The sequence below is a fragment of the Streptomyces sp. NRRL S-920 genome, assembly GCF_000717945.1.
GTDB classification, from domain to species: Bacteria; Actinomycetota; Actinomycetes; order Streptomycetales; family Streptomycetaceae; genus Streptomyces; species Streptomyces alboniger.
The window spans coordinates 79265-100132 of the sequence record NZ_JODF01000008.1 but is presented as its reverse complement, the minus strand read 5'-3'; the positions used below and the strand labels follow the sequence as shown (position 1 = coordinate 100132).

General features: G+C 64.8%; 21 protein-coding genes. All 21 read left to right on the top strand.

Annotation, left to right across the window (positions count from 1 at the left end; translation table 11 throughout):
* Positions 1-120 precede the first annotated feature (120 nt).
* Positions 121-1602: a terminase large subunit domain-containing protein gene (locus IG54_RS0108650; RefSeq protein ID WP_199809513.1), complete on the top strand. Its 1482-nt coding sequence runs from the start codon at positions 121-123 to the stop codon at positions 1600-1602.
* A 69-nt stretch (positions 1603-1671) separates the two neighbouring features.
* Positions 1672-3024 carry a phage portal protein gene (locus IG54_RS0108645; RefSeq protein ID WP_030779382.1) on the top strand — a complete coding sequence of 451 codons (1353 nt, stop codon included), beginning with the start codon at positions 1672-1674 and terminating at the stop codon, positions 3022-3024.
* A complete protein-coding gene (locus tag IG54_RS37790; RefSeq protein WP_051819363.1) occupies positions 2987-3586 on the top strand; it encodes an HK97 family phage prohead protease in 600 nt (199 codons plus the stop codon). Before IG54_RS0108645 ends, IG54_RS37790 begins: the two co-directional genes overlap by 38 nt.
* Positions 3587-3620: 34 nt before the next feature.
* Positions 3621-4796 carry a phage major capsid protein gene (locus IG54_RS0108635; protein ID WP_030779375.1) on the top strand — a complete coding sequence of 392 codons (1176 nt, stop codon included), beginning with the start codon at positions 3621-3623 and terminating at the stop codon, positions 4794-4796.
* A 66-nt stretch (positions 4797-4862) separates the two neighbouring features.
* Complete coding sequence (locus IG54_RS0108630) at positions 4863-5228, top strand: hypothetical protein (protein ID WP_030779372.1); 366 nt, start codon at positions 4863-4865, stop codon at positions 5226-5228.
* 8 nt (positions 5229-5236) lie between these two features.
* Complete coding sequence (locus tag IG54_RS0108625) at positions 5237-5665, top strand: hypothetical protein (RefSeq protein WP_030779369.1); 429 nt, start codon at positions 5237-5239, stop codon at positions 5663-5665.
* A gap of 17 nt (positions 5666-5682) precedes the next feature.
* The gene (locus tag IG54_RS0108620) at positions 5683-6687 is read left to right on the top strand and encodes a phage tail tube protein (protein WP_030779367.1); all 1005 of its coding nucleotides are present in this window, start codon (positions 5683-5685) and stop codon (positions 6685-6687) included.
* A gap of 41 nt (positions 6688-6728) precedes the next feature.
* Positions 6729-7157 (top strand): HK97-gp10 family putative phage morphogenesis protein, encoded by a 429-nt coding sequence (locus IG54_RS0108615; protein ID WP_030779363.1) that lies wholly within the window; start codon positions 6729-6731, stop codon positions 7155-7157.
* A 17-nt stretch (positions 7158-7174) separates the two neighbouring features.
* Positions 7175-7453: a hypothetical protein gene (locus IG54_RS0108610; protein ID WP_030779360.1), complete on the top strand. Its 279-nt coding sequence runs from the start codon at positions 7175-7177 to the stop codon at positions 7451-7453.
* Positions 7454-7673: 220 nt separating this feature from the next.
* Complete coding sequence (locus tag IG54_RS0108600; RefSeq protein WP_030779357.1) at positions 7674-10007, top strand: phage tail tape measure protein; 2334 nt, start codon at positions 7674-7676, stop codon at positions 10005-10007.
* A 50-nt stretch (positions 10008-10057) separates the two neighbouring features.
* Positions 10058-10855, top strand: a complete 798-nt coding sequence (locus IG54_RS0108595) for a phage tail family protein (protein WP_030779342.1) — start codon at positions 10058-10060, stop codon at positions 10853-10855.
* Positions 10855-11931, top strand: a complete 1077-nt coding sequence (locus tag IG54_RS0108590; RefSeq protein WP_030779339.1) for a hypothetical protein — start codon at positions 10855-10857, stop codon at positions 11929-11931. Before IG54_RS0108595 ends, IG54_RS0108590 begins: the two co-directional genes overlap by 1 nt.
* Positions 11915-12724 carry a hypothetical protein gene (locus tag IG54_RS0108585; RefSeq protein ID WP_030779336.1) on the top strand — a complete coding sequence of 270 codons (810 nt, stop codon included), beginning with the start codon at positions 11915-11917 and terminating at the stop codon, positions 12722-12724. Before IG54_RS0108590 ends, IG54_RS0108585 begins: the two co-directional genes overlap by 17 nt.
* A 6-nt stretch (positions 12725-12730) precedes the next feature.
* Positions 12731-12976 (top strand): hypothetical protein, encoded by a 246-nt coding sequence (locus IG54_RS0108580; RefSeq protein ID WP_030779333.1) that lies wholly within the window; start codon positions 12731-12733, stop codon positions 12974-12976.
* A gap of 51 nt (positions 12977-13027) precedes the next feature.
* Positions 13028-15340 (top strand): right-handed parallel beta-helix repeat-containing protein, encoded by a 2313-nt coding sequence (locus tag IG54_RS0108575; protein ID WP_234336067.1) that lies wholly within the window; start codon positions 13028-13030, stop codon positions 15338-15340.
* A gap of 73 nt (positions 15341-15413) precedes the next feature.
* Positions 15414-16208, top strand: a complete 795-nt coding sequence (locus IG54_RS39645; RefSeq protein WP_063756205.1) for a peptidoglycan-binding protein — start codon at positions 15414-15416, stop codon at positions 16206-16208.
* Between the two features lie 31 nt (positions 16209-16239).
* Positions 16240-16452: a hypothetical protein gene (locus IG54_RS0108565; RefSeq protein ID WP_030779324.1), complete on the top strand. Its 213-nt coding sequence runs from the start codon at positions 16240-16242 to the stop codon at positions 16450-16452.
* Positions 16453-16517: 65 nt separating this feature from the next.
* Positions 16518-17081, top strand: coding sequence for a hypothetical protein (locus IG54_RS0108560; protein ID WP_030779321.1), 564 nt, complete (start codon positions 16518-16520; stop codon positions 17079-17081).
* A 176-nt stretch (positions 17082-17257) separates the two neighbouring features.
* The gene (locus IG54_RS0108555; RefSeq protein ID WP_030779318.1) at positions 17258-19405 is read left to right on the top strand and encodes a hypothetical protein; all 2148 of its coding nucleotides are present in this window, start codon (positions 17258-17260) and stop codon (positions 19403-19405) included.
* 104 nt (positions 19406-19509) lie between these two features.
* Positions 19510-19854 (top strand): hypothetical protein, encoded by a 345-nt coding sequence (locus tag IG54_RS41950; RefSeq protein ID WP_158708844.1) that lies wholly within the window; start codon positions 19510-19512, stop codon positions 19852-19854.
* 142 nt (positions 19855-19996) lie between these two features.
* Positions 19997-20836 (top strand): hypothetical protein, encoded by an 840-nt coding sequence (locus IG54_RS0108550; protein ID WP_030779315.1) that lies wholly within the window; start codon positions 19997-19999, stop codon positions 20834-20836.
* The last annotated feature ends 32 nt before the right edge of the window (positions 20837-20868 follow it).

Genomic DNA, 20868 nt, shown 5'->3' with positions numbered 1-20868 from the left:
TGCACCACGTGGTGCACTGCCACAACTTCATACGGTCGGGGGTGGGCAGTGAGCGGGATTCACCCCCTGATTGCTCGCCACATTCCGGCCGATGCCCCGTTCCCTTCTGAGGGGTATCGGGTGGCTGCGTGGATCGAAGCCTTCTGCTACCTCACAGGGAGCTTCGCCGGTCAGCGCTTCAAGCTCCTGGCGTGGCAGCGGGACCTACTCATTGACGCGTACCGGCTTGAGCGGGACTCCTTCGGGCGCTGGCGCCGCAAGCACCGCATGGCCGTCGTGTGCATCGCGCGCAAGAACGGCAAGAGCACGATTGCGGCGGCCATCATGCTGTACCACCTGATTGCCGACCGTGCCGACGCTCAGCGCCAGGTAATCGCTGCGGCCAACGACCGCAACCAAGCAAGGATGGTCTTCGACGCGGCCAAGCAGATGGTCAACGCTTCCCCGAAGCTCAGCGCCGTCTGTGAAGTCCAGCGCGACGTAATCCGCCACAAGGACAGCACCTATCGCGTGGTGTCGGCGGACGCCGGACGGCAACAAGGACTCAATCCCTCCGCCGTCAGCCTGGATGAATACGCCTTCTCGCGTACGGCAGACCTCTTCGACGCGCTGACGCTGGGCTCCGCCGCACGAAACCAGCCCATGACATGGGTGGTCAGCACTGCGGGCCCCGACCCTGACGGACCCTTCGCCCAGCTCTGCGAACAGGGCGAGCGGGTCAACTCCGGGGAGGCCGAAGACCCCACGCTCTTCTACCGGTCGTGGGGCCCACGCCTTGGGGAACAGGTGGACCACCTAGACCCAGAGGTATGGAAGGCGTGCAATCCCTCCTTCGAGATCCTGAATGCCGCAGACTTCGAAGCTGCCGCCCAGCGGAGCACGGAGGCCAGCTTTCGGATCTACAGGCTTTCCCAGTTCGTTCGCGGTGCCTCCACGTGGCTGCCTCACGGCCTGTGGGACTCGCTTGCGGTGGATGACACCCTGAGCCCCGGGGATGCCGTTGTGTGCGGCTTTGACGGCTCCTGGAAGGGCGACAGTACGGCTTTGGTGGCTTGTCGCGTGAGTGATCTTCGGGTGTTCGTCCTGGGGCACTGGGAGGCGCCGCCGGATGATGCGCACTGGCGCGTGCCCATGGCCGACGTGCGTGACGCGCTCCGGTCCGCCCTGGACACATACACGGTGCGCACTCTGGTAGCTGACCCGTACCGCTGGGAAGAGACGCTTGAGAACCTGGAGGCGGAGGGGCACCCCGTTGAGGCGTTCCCTACCAACTCACTTGCGCGCATGGTTCCGGCTACACAAGCCGTCTACGACGCATGCCGTGACGGCCGTCTGTCGCACGACGGCAGCCCGGCGCTAGCCCGGCACATCGGCAACGCTGTCTTGCGCGAGGACAAGTATGGCGCGCGCATCACGAAGGAGTTCGCGGCATCGCGCCGGAAGATTGACTTGGCCGTCGCCATGATTCTGAGCGTGCACGGCGCCGTCATGTGGCGCGAGGAGAACCCCGGATTGATTGATGCGCCGGTTGTCGCCACCTGGGAGAGCGACGGGCAGGTTTTCGCCGTGGGCGGCTCCGCCGAGTTCTTCGACGACTTGTAACGCACAGGGGAGGCCAGTGCACCACCTGGCGCACTGGCCCCAAACAACTGAATATGAGGGGCGGGACACATGGGCTTCTGGCGTGCTCTCTTCCCGGTGGCACCGAAGCCGGAGACCCGGGCTCAGTGGGACCCGGCCAATGAACTGTTCCCGCTGCCCGGCGTCATGTCGGCGGCCGGTACGAAGGTGGACGGCAATTCCGCGCTGACGGTCTCCGCCGTCTTCGCGTGCGTCCGCCTCCTATCCGAGACCATATGCACGCTGCCCGTTGCGACGTATTCGCGGCGTGGGGGAGTGCGCCGGGAAGTCAAGTCGCCGTTGTGGCTGGACTATCCCGACGCTGAACCGGGCGGCCACGGCCGCATTGACCTTCTGTCTCAGGTGGTGCTGTCGCTCCTCCTGGACGGCAACGCCTACCTTGCCGTGGTCTGGGACGGCCCCAATATCGTGGGCCTTGAAGTCCTGGACCCGAACCGTATCGACACTCACACGATCATGGTGGACGGCAGGCGCCGAAAGGTCTTCTATGCGTCGGACTATGACGACGACGGCAATGAGGTAGCCCTAGGGTGGTTCACCACCCGGGAAATCCTTCACATCCCCGGCATGATGCTTCCGGGTGAGGCGACCGGCGTTTCCCCTATCGCGTTCGCGCGAGAGTCCATCGGGCTGGCCATGGCGGCACAGACCTACGGCGCGAAGTTCTTTGCGAACGGGGCCATGCCGGGGGCACTCATTGAGGTGCCCGGCGCCATGTCCGAAGAGGGACTAGCGCGCGCCCGCGAAGCCTGGCGGCTGGCCAACTCCGGCGCCGAGAACGCGCACCGCGTGGCCTTGCTCACCGAAGGCGCCAAGTTCTCCAAGGTGGCTCTGTCCCCGGATGAGGCCCAGTTCCTCCAGACCCGGCAATTCCAGGTGCCGGAAGTCGCCCGGATCTTCGGCGTTCCACCCCACCTGATAGCGGACGCGACGAATAGCACTAGCTGGGGTTCGGGGCTCGCTGAGCAAAACCAGGCGTTCGCAATGTTCAGCCTTCGCCCATGGCTTGAGCGCATCGAAGCGGGCTTTACCCGTCTGCTCTTCGCGGAGACGGCCGATCGGCAGAAGTTCGTCAAGTTCTCGCTTGACGGCATTCAGCGCGGGGCGCCGAAAGAACGCATGGACATGTACTCCATCGGCCTACAGCAAGGCATCTACTCCATTGACGAAGTGCGCGGCTGGGAAGACCTGGAGCCCCTTCCCGACGGAGCCGGGCAGGCGCACCGCGTGCCGCTCAACCTTGCCGACGTGACGGCAGAGGAAGAGCCAGCCGCTATTGCGCCCCCGCCCACAGAAGACCCCCCGGCAGACGACGGGGCGACCGACGAAGAGGGGGATACTCCCGATGACGATGGAACGGCGGAACCTGACAGCACCGGCTGAGGTACGCGCCGACGGCGAGACAGTCACGATGCGCGGGTACGCCTACCGCTTCAATGAGCTGTCCCTCAACCTGGGCGGCTTCCGTGAGCGGATCGTCCCGGGCGCCGGGGCGGCCTCCCTCCGCAGCAATGACGTAGTGGCCACGTTCAACCACGACAACAACAACGCTCTAGGACGGATGAGCGCGGGGACGCTGCGGACGGGCGAAGACGCCGAAGGCGGATGGTACGAAATTGACCTCCCCAATACCACGGTCGGCAGGGACCTTTCCGAACTCCTCAAGCGTGGGGACGTACGGGGCTCTTCTTTCACATTCCGCGTGAACGATGGTGGCCAGCGCGTCCACGACGATCTAGACGAGGAGTCCGGCCTCCCGATTCGGGAAATCACCAGCATGGACGTGATGGAGCTGGGTCCCGTGCTCAATCCCGCCTATCCGACCACGGATGCCGGGCTCATGCGCTCCATTGCCCAGAGCCTCGGCATTCCCGGGGCCAGCGCACCACATGGTGCACTGCCCGACCATCCGGCGCGGATGCTTGCTCGCGCGCTTCTCAGATAACTGCATATACAACTGAAAATAGGGGGTCGTCCGCATGGACGCTCAGACTCTTGCCGCGAACCTTGAGGCGCGCGAGAAGGCGACGAACGAACTCCGCGCACTCACCGAGGAGCACGCGGGCAAGGACATGGACGCGTCGGCACGCGAGAAGGAAGGGAAGCTGCTGGACGCCCTCGCTGACTATGACGGCCGTATTAAGCGGGGCGTGGAGACGATGGCGTCTCAGGCTTCCATCAACTCCCTTATGGGCGGCCTCAAGGGGACCGGCTCCAAGAAGGAGGCTCAGGACAAGCTGAGCGAGGCCGCAACCCAGCTCCGTTCCCTGGGTCTGCATGAGACGGCATACTTCGCGCCGGAGTCCCGCGCCGTCGACACGACCACGGGCAAGAACGTGATTCCCCGTACGCTCTTCGGCCAGCTCCTTGCCGAAGCTGTGGAGCGTTCCACCGTGATGCGCAACGGCGCCTCCCTCCTGACGACATCCGGGGGTGAACCGATTGACTTCACGGTGGTCACCGGCCGTGCTTCGGCGGGCATCGTGGCGGAGAACGCCAACATTCCTGAGTCCACGCCGACCACCGTTCAGCGGTCCGTCGGTGCCTTCAAGTACGCCTATGCGTCCGTCATCTCAACGGAGTTCATCCAGGACCAGGCGCTGGATCTGGTGGGCTTCCTGGTGGGCGACACTGGGCCCGCTCTGGGCCACGGCATGGGGGCGCACTGGCTGATGGGCACGGGTACGAACCAGCCCAAGGGGCTTGTCCCTTCCGCTAGCCCGGCAACGGCCACGTGGACGGCAGGCGCCACTGACGCCAAGGTTTCTGACGCGATCATCGACCTGTTCTATGAGCTGCCCAGCTCCTACCGGGGAGGTGCCTCCTTCGTGGTCTCCGACAAGACGGCCGCGACCATGCGCAAGCTCAAGGACGGCAACGGTCAGTACCTGTGGCAGAGCGCCTTGACGGCTGGGGCGCCGGATCTGTTCAACGGCCGTGTGGTGTCCACTGACGCCGTCGTGCCGGATGACAAGGTGCTTTTCGCTGACCTGTCTAAGTACAAGATCCGGCTTGCCGGACCGCTCCGCGTTGAGCGTTCCATTGACGCGAAGTTCCAGAGTGACCAGGTCGTGTACCGCTTCATTCAGCGGGCGGACGGCCTCCTGACGGATCTCCGCGCGGCGAAGGTGCTGACGGTTACCCCGAAGCCGTAAGGCGGGACGACGGGACCAGTGCACCACATGGTGCGCTGGTCCCCCTTCGACTGGATAGGGGGTGTCATGTCGTACGCCACCGTTGAGGAAGTCCGCGCACTGGACGGCCTGGAAGACACCACGCTTTTCCCTGACGGCACGCTGGCGGACGCTATCGCGTATGCGGTGGAAGTCGTTGAGGTCTACTGCGGGCGCAATTGGGAGGGCGTAGACGCGCCGCCGGAAACGATCCGCTGGTGTGTGCGGACGCTGGCGCGTCAGTACTGCCTTGACCTGGTCTCGCGCATTCCCGACCGGGCGCTTCAGCTTCAAAGCGAGTTCGGTTCCGTCCAGCTTGCGCAAGCGGGAGGCACGTGGCGTCCAACGTCGTTGCCGGAAGTCAATGCGCACTTGAACAGGTATCGCGTCCGTCTGCCGTTCACGTTCATCTAGGGGGCGCCGTGCTCATCTTCGAAGCGAAGGCCGCTCTGTTCCAGGCGCTCAAGGCCACGGTCCCCGCTGGGGTCCAGTGCACGTGGGCGGAGACGGGCAAGAGCGACCGGCGTCAACAGGTGTGGCTGGGCGCCACCCTGGAAGACGAAATGAACGTCACTGCCATGAGGCAGGGCCCGCGCAAGCCCACATCCGTTACGGGCTACGTGGACGTGCATGCCCTGGTGATCTCGCCCGGTGACCCGATGGCCGCTGAGCGCACCCTCTACGGGCTCCGTGAGGCCGTCTCCGAAGCCTGCCGGGCTGTCGCCCCGGGGAGCGTCGCCGGGCTCCTGGACGTACGCCCTGAGTCCTCCGAGACGGAGACGGCCGAATCCACTGACGGCGCGTACGCCGCGCTGACTGTCCGCGTCCGCGTACGCGGACGGACCACATAACTGAACAGGGGGCCGGTATGGCGCTGGACGCTGCTATTGGCATTGGCAAGGAAACGACTTACGGCACGGCGGCTACCGCCACGCTGGGCTATGAGGGCAAGTCCGATAGCTGGAAGACCACCCGGGAGTTTATCGAAAGCGTCGGCTTCCGGGCGGGCATGCAGACGGCCCGCGCCGACCGCCGGAACGTCGTCAACATGGGTGGGGAGGGTGAACTCGAAGTCGACGTTCTCGACGCCGGGGCGGTGGCCCTGTTCTCCGCCATCTTCGACAAGTACGACGGTGGCACCCCCAACCCGACTACCGGTATGACCGTCCACGTCTTCGAGACGGCGGCCGTCAGCGAGTCGCCCAGCTTCACGGCTCAGATGCTCCGGCCGACCACGGACGGCAAGACCGTGGCCTATCGCCACGTCGGGTGTGTGGCCACTGAGTGGGAACTCAAGGCAGAGGTGGAGAACGCCGTCACGGCGACCGTCACCTTTGACTTTCAGGACGTGAGCCATTCGGACAAGCCCGCTGACGCGCTGCCGATCACGTACCCGGCAAAGGCCGCCGTCTACGACTGGACTCGCACGGCTATCGCGGTGAACATCGACGGCGCCGACGTGCCCCTGGATGCCAACTCCCTTGAATTGACGGGAGACAGGGGCCTGAAGACCGACCGGCGCTTCCTGCGGGCCGACGCCCTCAAGAAGATTCCCGTACGGGCGGCCATGCCGACATACGAGGGGACGCTAGAGGGCGAGTTCACCACGGGTGCGCTGCGGGTGTACGAAGCGTTCATTGCCGGGAAGGTGGCTTCCCTGACCCTGGACTTCGCCGGTATCACTCCGGGCGCGTCTATGAAGATCGACCTTCCCGCCGTCCAGTTCACTGGGGACGCTCCGGAAGCCAGCGTTGATGACGTGACCGTCTCGGAGCTTCCCTTTCGCATCCTGGACCCGGGGGACGGCCGTGCCGCTATCCGACTGACGTACACGGAGCCCACGCCGGGGTTCGTTCCAACGGTGAAGAAGTAGGCCAGTGCACCACATGGTGCACTGCTAGGGGGTTGGACGCCGTGGCAGGCTCGCGTTTCTCCGTCAGAGTGGAAGGGCTTAACCAGCTCAAGAGGACCTTGCGCCAGCTCAAGGACAAAGACCTGAGCAAGCGCGTACGGGAGGTCAACAAGGAAGCGGCGGAGCTGATCAAGCCGGATGCTCAGCGAGGCGTCCCGCAGCACACCCGGACGCGCAAGGACAACAGGAAGTACCGGCCTGGGAAGCTGGCGCGTTCAGTCAAGGTCGTCGCGTCGGCCAACTCCGCTGCCATCAAGGCGGGAACCGCCTCCCGCGCCCCCTACGCGGGCGCAATCCACTTCGGCTACCCCAAGCGCGGAATCCGCCCGAACAGGTTCCTGTACCGGGCCATGGCCCGTAACAGTGACCGGGTAGCCGAGACGTACGAGCGTGAGATATCCGCTGTGCTCCGCAACAAGCTCGAAAACTGAATACAGGAGAACTGAATATGGGCAAGAAGGCCGACACAGCCGGTTCGCTGGATGAGGTTCTGTCGCTGGATATCGACAGTCTCACCATTGATGAAATCGACGTTATCGAAGAGATCATTGACGGCCCGCTGGATTCGCTGGCGAAGCCCGGCGCACGCAAGGCGAAGATGCTGCGCGCAATGGCCGTGGTCATCAAGCGCCGGGAGGACCCCTCCTTTACGGCAGAGGACGCGGGCAAGCTCAAGATTCAGTTCAAGCAGAAGTCCCGCAAGGACCCTTCCGCGCTCAGCGAGTGATCACGTGCGCGCGCATGGTCGGCCACTTCAAGGGCATGACGTGGTCGGACGTGCGCGCGCTCTCGCTGAGGGACTTCAACACCCTGGCTGACCAGATGGCAGCCGATATCGCAGCACAACACAAGGCGGAGCGGCGGGCTTCTCGTGGTCGCTCCGGCAGACCGGCGCCGGGGGAGCGGCGGACGCCGGTTATGACATAACTGAATAGGGGGCGGGCGGCGTGGCGAAGCCCATTACGATCACGCTTTTGGGTGATCTGGACGACCTGAGCCAGTCACTGAATGCTGGCGCGTCGGACGTGACCGGCTTCGGTGATCGTGTCGAAGAGGCGCTACGTCAGGCCACCGAAGAAGCGGGGCGGCTGGGGGATGAGGTCGCTGACGCTGGCGACGAGGCGGGGGATTCGCTGGGAGGGCTTGCCGAGAGCTTCGGCGGGCTTGCCGCTGCCGCTGGTCTGGCCGTCGGTGCTGGGCTGGTGGCCGGTATCAGTGAGGCAATGGACCGGGAAGCCGGTAGTGACCTCCTGGCGGCTCAGCTAGGCGCCAGTCCGGAAGAGGCTAAGCGGCTGGGTGAGGCGGCAGGCGCTATCTACACATCCGGCTGGGGCGAGTCAGTAGCCGACGCCAATGAGGCACTGAAGAATCTGTGGCAACAGGGCCTTGTCCCCGCTGGCGCGACAGCCGACGAAATGGCGAAGGTCGGCAAGTCTGCTATGGACGTGGCCGCCGTCCTGGGTGACGAAGTAGGGCCTACCGCGAATGCGGTAGGGACCATGCTCAAGACGGGAATGGCCAAGAACGCCAAAGAGGCGTTTGACATTCTCGTTGTCGGCGCCCAGAACGGCAGCAACAAAGCCGGGGACTTGCTGGACACGTTCAACGAATATTCCGTCCAGTTCCAGCGCGTTGGGCTGGACGGCAAGACGGCCATGGGCCTGATCTCTCAGGCTCTCCAGGCTGGCGCCCGGGACTCCGACCAGGTGGCCGATGCCATCGGCCAATTTGGAGAGTTGGCCGTTGCGGGCGGCACGGCCGTAGAGGACGCGTTCCAGTCCATTGGCCTGGACGCAGATGACATAGCCGCCCGGATGGGCAAGGGCGGAAAGTCGGCGCAGGAAGCGTTGGGAATGACGCTCAAGGCGCTACGCGGGACGAAGGACGAGACAGTCAAGCTCAACGCTGCGGCTGCCCTGTTCGGAGATCCAGCGAACGTCATGGGTGACGCGCTGTACGCCATGGACCCGGCGTCAGCGGCAGCGTCCAACGGTCTGGACAAGGTCAACGGAGCGGCGGACCGTGCGGGCAAGACCATGCACGACAACGCGTCACAGAAGCTCACAGCCTTCTGGCGCGGGCTTCAGACGCTTGCCGTGGACGCCATCGGCGGCACGGTCCTGCCCGCCCTTGAGGGGCTGGCGGACAAGCTGGCGACACTGGCCGGATGGATGGAGCGGAACAAGGCCCCGATCTTGGCCGTGGCGGGGGTTATCACCACGCTCTTGCTGCCCGCCCTCATCCAGTGGGGCGTCCAGTCCGTCATTGCCGGGGCGAAGGCCGTAGGCGCGTGGATCACCACGGGCACGACGGCCACCACTTCGGCAGCAACCCAGGTGGCCGCATCCTGGGCCGTGGTCGGCGGCTGGCTCAAGGCGGGCGGGCAGGCGCTCATATCCGGCGCCGTCATCGTCGGGCAGTGGATTGCCGGGGCGGCTGCCGCCGTCCTCAACGCGGCAATCATGGTCGGCCAGTGGGTCCTTATGGGCGCACAGGCCATGATTCAGGGAGCCCGCATCGCTGCCGCGTGGGTACTCGCCATGGGCCCCATTCCTCTGATCATTGCCGCCGTCGTTGCTCTGGCCGCTCTTATCTGGGCCAACTGGGACAGCATCAAGAAGGCGACGGGGTCCGCCTTCCAGGCCGTGTGGGAGAGGATCAAGGGCGTCTTCGAGCTGATCAAAAACCTGTTCCTCAACTTCACGGGACCGGGTCTGATCATCAAGCACTGGGACACCATCAAGCGGGCCACGGCGGCGGCATTCGGCTACGTCAAGGACCGGGCGAAGGAAGGGCTTCAAGGCGTGATCAGTTTTTTCGCCTCCCTTCCCGGTCGGATCGCCAGTACTGCGGGATCAGTGAAGAACGCCGCGCTGAACATCGGACGCGTGGTCATCGACGGAATCAAGGGCGGCCTTTCCCGCCTCGGCGGCTTCGCCGCATCGCTGGCAAGCTCCGTGACTGGCGCCGCTAAGGGAGCCATCAACGGAGTCATTGACCTATTGAACTGGGCCATTCCCAACAAACTCGGATGGGGGCGGCTTTCCATCAACCTGCCGGATAGCCCCATCCCCAAAATCCGCGCCATGGGCGGCCCGGCTGCCGGGCTCACACGGGTCGGTGAGCGTGGGCCGGAATGGGTCAACCTGCCCGCAGGGTCACACGTCACGCCCAACCACGCCGCACCGGCAGGCGGCCCGGTCACGGTCAACGTCACCAGTAACGCCGACCCGTACAGCATCGGCCGCGAAGTCGCCTGGGCTCTGCGGGTCGCCAGCTAGGCAGTGCACCACGTGGTGCACTGCCCACCACAACTGAACAGGGGGCCGCCATGGCGGATCTGGACGACTGGACATGCGAGTTCGCGGGGCTGGTCATGGGCCGTCCGGATACCGCCATATCCCTGGTGGGCGTGGACGGCCTCCTGTCGCTGCCGGATATCCGAACGGCGGACCTCACACTTGTTCAGCGGCATGGGCTCTATCCGGGCGACGACTACATGAACGGCCGCGCCGTGACGCTCACGCTTGAGGTATACGGGCGTACGCGGGAGGAGTTCACGGCCGCACTCAGTGAGGTGTACGCGGCTTTCCGACCGGCGGAGCGGGAGCGGCCCTTTCGCTTCCGTTTCCCAGGGGTTGCCGGGGACCGCACCGGCTTCGTGAACGTGCGCCCCCGCAAGCGCTCCGCACCCCTTGACCTCAACTTCATGCACCGGGTGTGCAACATCGTGGTGGAACTGTTCGCCACTGATCCGCACATCTATGGTGATGCGCTCCGCACCTACCCGCTCTCCAGCCCCTGGCAGGGGTCGGACCCCCGGCTCCGGTTCACGCACGTCGGCTCCGTTCCGGCGCTTCCCGTGATCCGGCTGGAGAACGCAGCGAACTGCGTGCTCATGGATGAAGTCACCGGCCAGTACTTCGGGCTGACCTACGGCGGCAACGTGACGATTGACGCCACGGCCCAGACCGTCCTTTCAGATGCGGGCAACGACTTCAAAGACCGCATCACCCAGGGCTCTGTGTGGCCTGAGTACAACTTCGGAGAGCACCGGCTGAAACTGACCAGCGAAGCGCAGAGCCGGGCGACGACGGCAACTATCACGTGGCGGGACAGGTGGGTCTGATGAGCGCAACGTATGCCGTCGTACAGACCGAAATGAAGACCGGGAACGTCGTGCGCCCGCTGCCCGTCACCGGCCTTTCGTTCACTCACACGCTGAACGCTCCGGGGGCGGCTACGGTCGGTATCCCACTGTTCGCGCCGGAAGCAGACTCTGAGTCGCTGGTCCCCGGCGTAAGCGGGCTTGTGGTGCTGCGGGACGGCATCCCCGTGTGGGGCGGCATTCTGTGGACCCTGTCCGCCGACATAGCCGCCGGAACGCTGACTCTGAATGCCTCCGGCTTTCACTCGCATTACAAGGCGCGGCACTTCGCTAGCGGCTGGTCAACGAGGCTTCAGGAACAGACGAAGCTTCTGCAAAACTGGTTCGCCTACTTCAATGCCGACAACGGCATTGGCACCGACGCGAGCCAGTTGCGGCGTATCGGCCTAGGGCGTTTCAGAACGGCCATGTGGACCCGGTACGAACTCAGGAATGCCGCCGAGGCGATTGAGGAGCTGGCCGACAACATCGGCGGTTTCAACTTCCGCTATGAGGCGTACTGGAAGGTGCCGGACAAGCAGATAGGGAACCGGTTCGTCATCGCGGACCGGTCCGGGGTGAAGACCGCACACCGCCTCACGCACCGGGCCAATTGCAACGTCACTCGCGTCGCCTACGACAGTACGGCCCTGTGCACACAGGCATACGCCATCGGCGCCGACCCCGGCAACGGCGGCAAGCTGGTGGCAGGCAAGGTCAACCGCTCGCTAGCAGAGCGCATGCCGGAGCGGGTCAAGGTCGCCACGTACAGCGATGTGAAGGAAACACAGACGCTCTTCGACAAGGCGTCAGCCACCATCAACGCCGGAGCTGTCCCCGTCGCCATCCCTGAACTCACCCTCTACCCCGGAATTTTCAGCCCGGCAGAATTCATCCCCGGTGAGTACGCGGCCATCCAGGTGGATGCCGGGTACGTCGCGCTGTATGACGAATTCGTGGTGACGGAATGCGCTACGACGGTGGACGTGAACGGCTCCGAAAGTATTTCCCTCGCCCTGGCAAGTAAGGACGTGTTCACCAATGCCGACGCAAGCTAATGTCGTACCGCCGTCGCTGGTCAATGAACTCGCAGAGGTCAAGCGACGGCTGGCGGCCATTGAGCGCGCCCCCGCGCCAGCTAACAGGTTCGACCGGTATCCCCAGGTGGAATGGGCCGCCCAAAGCCGCCCCGCCGTAGGCGGCAATATCTGGTCATCCTTCGGTATCGCCAACGTAACCGGCCTGGTATTTGACCGGGTGGAGGTGAAGTTCATCACGGACTGGCTCCTTACCGGCAGGCGGGAGGCGGAAATCCGCCTAGCCGCATTCAGGCACACCGGCAAGGCAGAGCGCGAGATAGTCAGCGCCTCCGGCGTCTTCAATTTGACCGGCATGGCCTCCCGGCAGGTAGGTGTATGCGTCATGCGCTGGGTGCACCAGATTCCGTACGGCTGGGACTACGAAGACGACACCACCATCTACACCATTGAGCTACAGCACAGGTACAAGAAGGGGCCGGAGAAGCCGAAGGGGCAGACCTTCTATGCCATCGCTGCCCCGGAGGGGTCAGACGTCAATGACGGCATCCTCAACTGGGGATACAAACAGGGGGATGACGGAAAATGGTGGTGGGTTCCCACCTACCGCGAGAACAGTAAATGGGCGCCGGACTTCCTGACTGTACCCAACCGCGACGAAGGGTCTTACGGCCTGTCGTCCATGCACTATTGCGTAGGACTACCGGCGGATCGCATCCCCGAAGCGTCCTCGTTCGGCTGGGCATGGGTGCGCGGGTCCGGCGGCTCTTGGGGCCGTGGTCCAGATATCAATGAGCCGCACTTCGGTGTGTGAGGAGACATGGACCTAACCCGCCTCTACGGCACCGCTGAAATCGTCGCTCCGCTCCTGGTCTTCATGGCCGTCGCCCTTCGTCGTTTCCGCACAGGAATGCAAGCCTCATGGCGGGAAGAGGCAGAGGCGTACCGAAGCAAGGTAGACCGTCAGGAACAGGAGCTTTCCGCCCTGCGCGCCGAACTGCGAGAAGTGCGCCGGGAGAACCAGGAGCTTCACGACCGGGTCCGGGAACTCCTCAACAACCGCTAGGGCAGTGCACCACGTGGTGCACTGCTCACCACAACTGAATAGGGGGCCACCATGGCGCTTGCGCTGCCCGCAAGCATTCCGACCGTGACCGTCCATGGAACCTACCTGGGCCCGGACGGGCGCCCGCTGGCCGGAACGGTCACTTTCAACGCTCCGTCAATGCTGACGTTCCCGGCGTCGGATGTTTTCATTGCTGGCCCCGTGGTAGCTCCGCTGGATGAGAACGGCCGTTTCTCCGTCCGCCTTCCCGCTACGGATGCGCCGGACATGCAGCCGTCCGGCTGGGCCTATCTGGTCAAAGAGAACCTGTCCGGGGTGATCGGCGGGCGCACCTTTAATGTGGTGCTGCCGAAGTCCCTTGCGGATGTGGACCTTGCCGACATTGTCACCGCTGACCCGACTACTCCCCACTTCGTCCCTGTTCCGGGTCTGAGCGCCTATCAGGTGGCCCTGGAGAACGGCTACCAGGGCACTGAGGCCGAATGGGTCGCCTCACTCAAGGGCGCGAAGGGCGACCCCGGCAACGGGTCAGTGGACAGCGTCAACGGCTACCTAGGGCCGCAAATCATCCTCAAGCCTGCCGACGTGGGGGCGCTTGCTGCGACCGGTGGCGTAGTAACCGGGGTGGTCCGGAGCCAACTTGCGTCCGCGACGGCTACCGCTCTCGCTGCCATCATCGGGGCGGAGACCTTCGACCGGTGGCGCGCACGCGCTGACGGCTACATGGCATGGGGGTCCGGTGTCGCCGACAGGGACACCACCCTGTACCGCTCCGGGGTCGGCTCCCTTGCCACCGATGGCGCGTTCAGCGCCAGGGAGATAGCCGGTGCGCGTAGCGTCCGCGCTTACGGCGCCCGGGGCGACGGCAGTACGAATGACGCGCCCTCCTTCCAGGCGGCTCTCGACGCCGTCTATGCCGCCGGGGGCGGACAGGTCATCGTGCCAGCCGGTACCTATCTGCTCTCCACCCTGCCTCTGCGCATCCGCCGCAATACACGGCTCACGATGCTGCCCGGGGCCATCCTGCGACGCGGTGCCGCAGAGACCTTGATTCTCAACGGCGACGCTGGCCAGACGTTCGGCGGCTATGAGGGACACGGCAATATCGTCATTGAGGGCGGCACCCTTGACATGAGGGGCACTGCCAACGGGCTTACCGCCCCGGCCATGTGCATCAGCATCGGGCACGCGCGGAACGTCACCATTCAGGGCGTGGAGATCCGCGACGTGAGCGGCTATCACGCGGTGGAACTCAACTCGACGGAGCACGGCATCATTCGGGGCTGCCGCTTCCTGGGCTACGTGGACCCCGGGCAGCGGGATTTCAGCGAGGCCGTCCAGCTTGACCTTGCCAAAATGTCCGGCGTCTTCGGCGGCTTCGGCCCGTACGACCACCAGGCATCGCAAGACATTGAGATATCCGGCTGCTACTTCGGACCGTCCGGCACGCCGGGTACGACGGCATGGCCGCGCGGCATCGGTTCCCACTCCGCGACTATCGACCGTTGGCACCGCCGAATCCGCATCGTCGGCAATAGCTTCCGTGACCTGTCTCAGTACGCCGTCAGCGCCTACAACTGGGAGGACTTGACGGTATCGGCCAACACGTTCCAGGGGTGCGGCTCAGGCGTGCGTCTGCGGTCGGTCATCTCCACGGACCCGGAAGACACCAAGAAGCCGGATGGCACGGTGACCAACGCCTCCCAGCTCATGCGTGATATCGCCATCACGGGCAACGTCCTCCGCTCGTGCGGTGCCTACGACGAACCCATTGTTGTGCTGGGAGAGGCTACGGGCGTGGTCCAGGAGGTGACCGTCACCGGCAATACTGTGGTCAATTCCTCCGGCAACGCGATGCGCTTTCAGCGGGCCGAGAGAGTATCGGTCTTCGGCAATGTCATCAGCGGGGCGACCGGCACCGGTATCTCTACCGAATTGTGCTCTCTGCTGACCGCCACCGGAAACCAGGTGTTGCGCTGCGGCGGCAACGGCCTAACCGCCGTGAACGGTACGAGTGTTTCCTTCACCGCGAACAACATCATTGACCCGGCTCAGACGGGCGTCCTGGTCCAGGGCGGAGCGGATATCCAGATCCAGACGAATTTGATATCGGGCCCCGGCAGTGCGGCCAACGCGACGTACTACGGCATCCGGCTTTCCAGCGGGGCGAACTCCGCCCGCGTCGTCGGCAACAAGGTGCGGCCCAACGGCAGCGGCAACCAGGCCATTAGCGCACTGTCCATCACGGACACATGCCGCAGCATCGCGCGCCACGGCAACGACCTGCGAGGCAGTTGGACCGGCACAGCGCTGGGGGACGACTCTCCCAGCCCCGCCACCTCTGCGGCCGATATCACGTCGTAACCGTCCCGCTCCTGTACCAAACACAACCAGTGCACCACATGGTGCACTGCCCTACCGCAGAGGAGTGCACCCAATGGCCTGGTATCCCGGAGCCAAGAAGATGGAAGTGCAGCCGGAAAGTGACTCCCAGCAAGCCATCCGGCCAACGCAACTCATCTTCCATTCCATCGCTGCCCCGTGGACCCCTGAGCGGACGTACGAGTATTGGAAGTACTCCACCAACCTTGAAAGTCATTTCGGGGTCGGCTTCGACGGCCGGATAGCGCAGTTCATCGGCACAGAGACCCGCGCGGATTCCAACATGTACGCCAACCGTAGGGGCGACGGCACAGGCGCCGTAAGTGTCGAGACGGCCAGCAACCTCAGGCACACCGATTCCTGGACGCCGGATCAGGTCGCCACGCTTATCAAGCTGGGCGCGTGGATGCATACGCACCACGGGCTTCCGCTGAGGATCTGCCGGTCTCACAGTGACCCCGGCTATGGCATCCACCGGATGTTCCCCCAGTGGTCGGACGGCGGCACCGCGTGCCCGGGTGACAAGCGAGCCGCCCAGTTCCGCAACGAGGTCTTCCCCGGCATCGTCAAGGCCGCTGGCGGCAAGCCGCCGAAGCCGTCCAAGTATGCGCCGTTCCCTGGTGCCGCCTTCTTCAAGTCGGCCCCGAAGAGCCCCCTGATTACCGCCATGGGCAAGCGCCTGGTGGCGGAAGGGTGCAGCCGCTACACCGAAGGTCCGGGCCCCCGCTGGACAGATGCCGACCGCAAGAGCTACGCGGCATGGCAGCGCAAGCGGGACTTCTCCGGCGCTGACGCAGACGGCTGGCCCGGCAAAACCACGTGGGACGCTCTCAAGGTGCCCCGCGTCTAACCCAACCCACAACAGAACTGGAGCCCAACCCATGACCTTCGTCAAGGATCACGCCACCCGCATCTACGCCGTCTTGGTTGCCGGTCTCGCCCTGGTGGCCCACTACTTCCCGGATCTTCCGACCGCCCTCATTCTGGGCGTCGGCGCCGCCATCCTGGGCACCGGTGAAGCCGTCCAGCGGGTTGAGAACGGCAAGACCCTGGACGCTCTGGACATGGCCGGAGTCACCTTCCGGTCCCGCTAGGTCTAGGGCAACCGTCCAGCTCCCGTGGCCGTGGAAGATACCTACGCGCCACGGGAGTTGGACCCATGACACATCCGCACATCGCGCTCATTGGCCGCGCACGCACCGGTAAGGACACGGTGGCCGCCCGCCTGGTCCACCGCTTCGCCTACACCCGCGTGGCCTTCGCTGACCCACTCAAGGACGTGGCGCTGAGCCTGGACCCCATCGTGGCCTATGAGCCCGCCGGGTACGGACCGCTGGCCGTCCGGCTGACTGCCGTCGTCAAGCGCTACGGCTGGGAGACTGCCAAGGATCGCTTTCCAGAAGTCCGCCGGGTACTCCAGCATGCCGGGCAGGGTGTACGGGAGCTGGACCCGGATTTCTGGCTGGGGCTGGCCCTGGACAAGGTGGCCGTGGCCGACCGCTGGAATCTCCCCGTGGTGATCACGGATTGCCGCTACGGGAATGAAGCCGACGCGCTTCGGGCCCGGGGCTTCAAGCTGGTCCGAATCATCCGCCCCGGCTACTCGGATGTACCAGCGACACACGACAGTGAGCGCGAGCTAGACGACTATCCGACTGACGCGACTCTGGCCAATGCCGGAACGGTCGCTCTTCTCAACTCGCTTGCAGACACCCTGACTTGAGTGAGAGTCACCCAAAAGGATGAGCCCCCTACCAGTCATTGCGGCTGGTAGGGGGCTTCTTGCGTTTGGACCAGTGCACCACGTGGTGCACTGCCTTGCGCGGGCGCGCGTACGTATGCCATTCTTGGCCCCTCAAGGCGCCGCTAGGGGCGGGGCTTGAAGCGGAGGGCGGGGCCATGGAGTACGTCATCAAGTACAACCGGACCACGAACCACATTGACGGCATCTCCATCCGCACTACCGGCAGCGGCGAAGAGTCCGGCGGAGCCGTCGGCTACTACGCTCAGAGTGCTTGCCCCTCCCTCACCCGCTCCCGCAACTTCGTCGCTGGCCAGTCGTTCGGGTCGCTCGCCGACGCCCTTGACGCGGCGGGGAAGGGTGCGCGCAAGCTGTGCAAGACGTGCGAGAAGGCTGCGCTGGCACAGCTTGAGTCCATGGCCGCTGATGAAGCCCCGGCTGACAAGTTCAAGGTCTCCCTTTCGAAGCACGCCCAGGGCTTCCTGAATGAGTCGGGATGCCTCCAGGGTGACGAAGAGCCGGAGGTTCGCGCGGAGATCCTGGCTCTCCCCACCCGGAAGACCGGCCACGCCGTCGGTTGGGTGAGCTTCTACACCCTGGGCTGGCTGGCCGATTACATGGACACCTGGGTTGAGGCGTTGGAGAACGCGGACGAAGACGACGACGAAGCGACGCCGGAAGCCCTCCGCTCCGCCCACGCAACCCGCGCAAAGATCAGCGCGCAGTACGCGGAGGCCCAGCGCGCGCGGGCGACACGAGAAGAGGCGGCCGAGGCCGTCAACACGACCGATGAGGGGGACAAGGTGGCTGGCAAGCTCAAACTGAGTGAGGTTCGCGGAGACGTGCGCGTTGGCGCCGTGGTGAGCGGTGGCGTGATCCACGCCATTAAGGAGACCGACTCTCACGGTCGGAACATTCCCTACTGCCCGACCCGCACGAAGGACCCCCTTCGCTCCTGGGGGCAAGCCCACGAGCAGAAGCCGGACCTTGAACTGTGCGTCAAGTGCAGCAAGCTGACCCCCACTGGCCCGGTTGAGATCACCGAAGAGGCGATTGAGATTCCCGGGCTGAACAGGACCGTAACCCGCCGCGTCGCGACCCCCGTGACCGGTACATCCAAAGAGACGAAGGAGACCGAAGCCGTGGCAACCATGAGCAAGGCGGACCAGGACAAGGCCGTTGAGGAGATCAAGGCCAGCATGGAGCGGCTTCGGTCACTCGTGACAGAGGGCAAGGGAGACGCGGCCACGGAACTTCAAGCAGAGGTCAAGACGGCCATTGAACTCATCACCGGCCGTGGTGCCGCTGGCATCAAGGCCAGCCTTCGCGCCGACGTGGAGAAGACCGTCAAGGACGCCAAGAAGGCCAAGACGGCTGCCGACAAGGCCGCGAAGGACGGCAAGCCCGCAAAGGGCAAGGAGGTCGCCAACCTTGCCACCACTGACCTGAGCAAGGTCAAGGAACTTCCCGCCCTGTATGAGAGCGGCTACCACAAGATCGTTGACGCCGCCAAGCACCGGTTCGCGGCTGGCACCAACGTGGCCACGGTCCTGGTAGCCATCCGCTCCAACATCCGGGACAAGGACGGGGACCCGGACCTCCCTGTCAGGCAGCAGATCACCCGCGATGCCGCGTCGGACATGTATGACCAGGTCCTCAAGCAGCTCCCGGAGCCGGGCGAGGACGCTGAGGCTGACGTGGTGCGTGACACCTTTGACGGCATCAAGACCGACGCCCGTCGCGCCACCCGTACCGTCACGGTGGAGTACGTCCGCAAGCTGGACGTAGAGCCCGACCCGAAGTCGGAGACCTACCAGGAGGACAAGGACCGCCTGGAGGCGGAGCGCGCCAAGTACAAGAACGCGCTGGAGATGTTCCCGGCGGACTACATGGTTGAGGACCGAGACCACCTGGGGAATCTGCTCCTGGACAAGGACGGCAACACCACCCGGCGCCCTATCAAGTGGTCTGAGCGGGTCTTCGACTACTACGAGGCGATGGGCAAGGGCTTTGCCCGCACCACCCGCGCTGAGCAGTACGCCGAAGAGCGCCGCAAGAAGGCGGAGCGCAAGAAGCAGCTTGAAGAGGCCGTCAAGGCTGGGGAGATCACCCAGGAGGAAGCGGACGCTTCGCTGAGCGCTCCGGCGCCGGACAAGGAGACCGACCCGATCAAGCGTCTCAAGAACGCGTTTGATAGGCAGATCAGCGAAGCCAAGAAGCTGGAAGACGAAGACGCGAAGGCCAGCCGCAAGGACGATCTGATTGCGCTTCTCGCGAGCATCCGCAAGGAGATCAACGCGATCTGACCGTCAGTCGACTGAACGGAAGCCCCCGACCCAATCAACGGGTCGGGGGTTCTCGCTTAGAGGCAGTGCACCACGTGGTGCACTGCCGTACGCAAGGGGTGGCAATGAGCGATAAGAAGCGCTACACGGTCGGGGACTTCCCGCACGTGGACATTCTCAGCAGAGAGGGCACGGCAGGGCCTCCCTGTGTCTACGTGCCGGGGGCGGGGACGGTGACCGGGAAAGGGCTGTGCGGCAAGAAGGCCATCACGGTCTTTCCGTCCAGCACGGTGGACAACGGCAAGTTGATGTGCGCTCCGTGCGGGCGGCTCTTCGCTGAGTACGGCGACCCGGCGCCGGAACACTCGTACGTTGATGCGGCGCGATGCGCCGAAGACGCGCACTGCGGATGCTGGGATCTCAAGGGCTCCGGTGTGAAGTGCTGCGGATGTGGCGCCGTGAAGCCCTGAGCAGCCGCCTGAGCGCCTTCTAGCCCCGTCTGGCCCCACGGGTCCGGCGGGGCTCTCTCGTGTCCGCAGGCGGCCGCACAGAGCCGCGCAACCCCCACGCTCCCCACCAGGTGACACAACACCTACCCCGAAGGGGGCACGCGTGGGACGCGTACGCACCATCCAGCGCGGCGGCAGCCGCTTCTACATCCACCCAGACCGGCCGGAAATCAAACACCCCGGAGTCACCTCCGTCGTGGCCATGCTCCCGAAGCCCTTCCTGATGTACTGGGCCGCGAAGATGACGGCCGAACTCGCCGTGGATAGCTTGCCGTTCGTGGAGCAGATGGCGGCACGGGACCGGCAAGGGGCCGTTGACTACCTCAAGGGCGCCAGCCGCAGGTACACCAAAGTCCGCGCCGACGTGGGCTCTCAGGCCCACGACCTGTTTGAGCGCATGATCCGGGGGGAGACCGTTGGTCACGTCCACCCGGACCTTGAGCCCTACCGGGAGCGCTTCGCGGACTTCCTCAAGGCCGTGAATCCCCGCCTTGAACGGGCCGAAGACGTGGCCTGGTCTGACAGTCATGAGTACGCCGGTTCCTTTGATGCCGTCCTCACGGTGTGGCTGGACGACAAGGGCGAGCCGACTCCGGACCGTTCCGGGGCTCCGCATCTGCTCATGGCCGACTGGAAGACCAGCAAGGCCACATACCCGGACGTGGCTTTGCAGATGAGCGCCTACGCGCACGCCGACCGGATCATTGCCCCGGACGGCAGCACTGAGCCCATGCCGGAGTTTGACGGTGCCGCCGTTCTCCACATCACCCCGGACGCCTGGGCGTTCAAGCCGGTTCGTATTGACGAAGGCGTGTTCTCTGTCTTCCTTGCGCTGCGCCGGGTCTTCACCTGGGACCGCGAAGATTCCAAGACGGTCATTGGCCGCGCCATCGCCAAGAGCGCACAAAAGCTCGTCACGGGCACTCAGCGGCGCGGCAAGTAGCCGGGCAACTCCCCCGCTCTAGGCCACCCAGA

What these genes read in the sequence shown, in the direction of transcription:
- IG54_RS0108580 (WP_030779333.1), top strand. Translation starts at nt 12,731, where the DNA reads ATGGACCTAACCCGCCTCTACGGCACCGCTGAAATCGTCGCTCCGCTC.
- IG54_RS0108620 (WP_030779367.1), top strand. Translation starts at nt 5,683, where the DNA reads ATGGCGCTGGACGCTGCTATTGGCATTGGCAAGGAAACGACTTACGGC.
- IG54_RS41950 (WP_158708844.1), top strand. Translation starts at nt 19,510, where the DNA reads ATGAGCGATAAGAAGCGCTACACGGTCGGGGACTTCCCGCACGTGGAC.
- IG54_RS0108610 (WP_030779360.1), top strand. Translation starts at nt 7,175, where the DNA reads ATGGGCAAGAAGGCCGACACAGCCGGTTCGCTGGATGAGGTTCTGTCG.
- IG54_RS39645 (WP_063756205.1), top strand. Translation starts at nt 15,414, where the DNA reads ATGGCCTGGTATCCCGGAGCCAAGAAGATGGAAGTGCAGCCGGAAAGT.
- IG54_RS0108585 (WP_030779336.1), top strand. Translation starts at nt 11,915, where the DNA reads ATGCCGACGCAAGCTAATGTCGTACCGCCGTCGCTGGTCAATGAACTC.
- IG54_RS0108590 (WP_030779339.1), top strand. Translation starts at nt 10,855, where the DNA reads ATGAGCGCAACGTATGCCGTCGTACAGACCGAAATGAAGACCGGGAAC.
- IG54_RS0108560 (WP_030779321.1), top strand. Translation starts at nt 16,518, where the DNA reads ATGACACATCCGCACATCGCGCTCATTGGCCGCGCACGCACCGGTAAG.
- IG54_RS0108565 (WP_030779324.1), top strand. Translation starts at nt 16,240, where the DNA reads ATGACCTTCGTCAAGGATCACGCCACCCGCATCTACGCCGTCTTGGTT.
- IG54_RS0108645 (WP_030779382.1), top strand. Translation starts at nt 1,672, where the DNA reads ATGGGCTTCTGGCGTGCTCTCTTCCCGGTGGCACCGAAGCCGGAGACC.
- IG54_RS0108575 (WP_234336067.1), top strand. Translation starts at nt 13,028, where the DNA reads ATGGCGCTTGCGCTGCCCGCAAGCATTCCGACCGTGACCGTCCATGGA.
- IG54_RS0108555 (WP_030779318.1), top strand. Translation starts at nt 17,258, where the DNA reads ATGGAGTACGTCATCAAGTACAACCGGACCACGAACCACATTGACGGC.
- IG54_RS37790 (WP_051819363.1), top strand. Translation starts at nt 2,987, where the DNA reads ATGACGATGGAACGGCGGAACCTGACAGCACCGGCTGAGGTACGCGCC.
- IG54_RS0108595 (WP_030779342.1), top strand. Translation starts at nt 10,058, where the DNA reads ATGGCGGATCTGGACGACTGGACATGCGAGTTCGCGGGGCTGGTCATG.
- IG54_RS0108630 (WP_030779372.1), top strand. Translation starts at nt 4,863, where the DNA reads ATGTCGTACGCCACCGTTGAGGAAGTCCGCGCACTGGACGGCCTGGAA.
- IG54_RS0108635 (WP_030779375.1), top strand. Translation starts at nt 3,621, where the DNA reads ATGGACGCTCAGACTCTTGCCGCGAACCTTGAGGCGCGCGAGAAGGCG.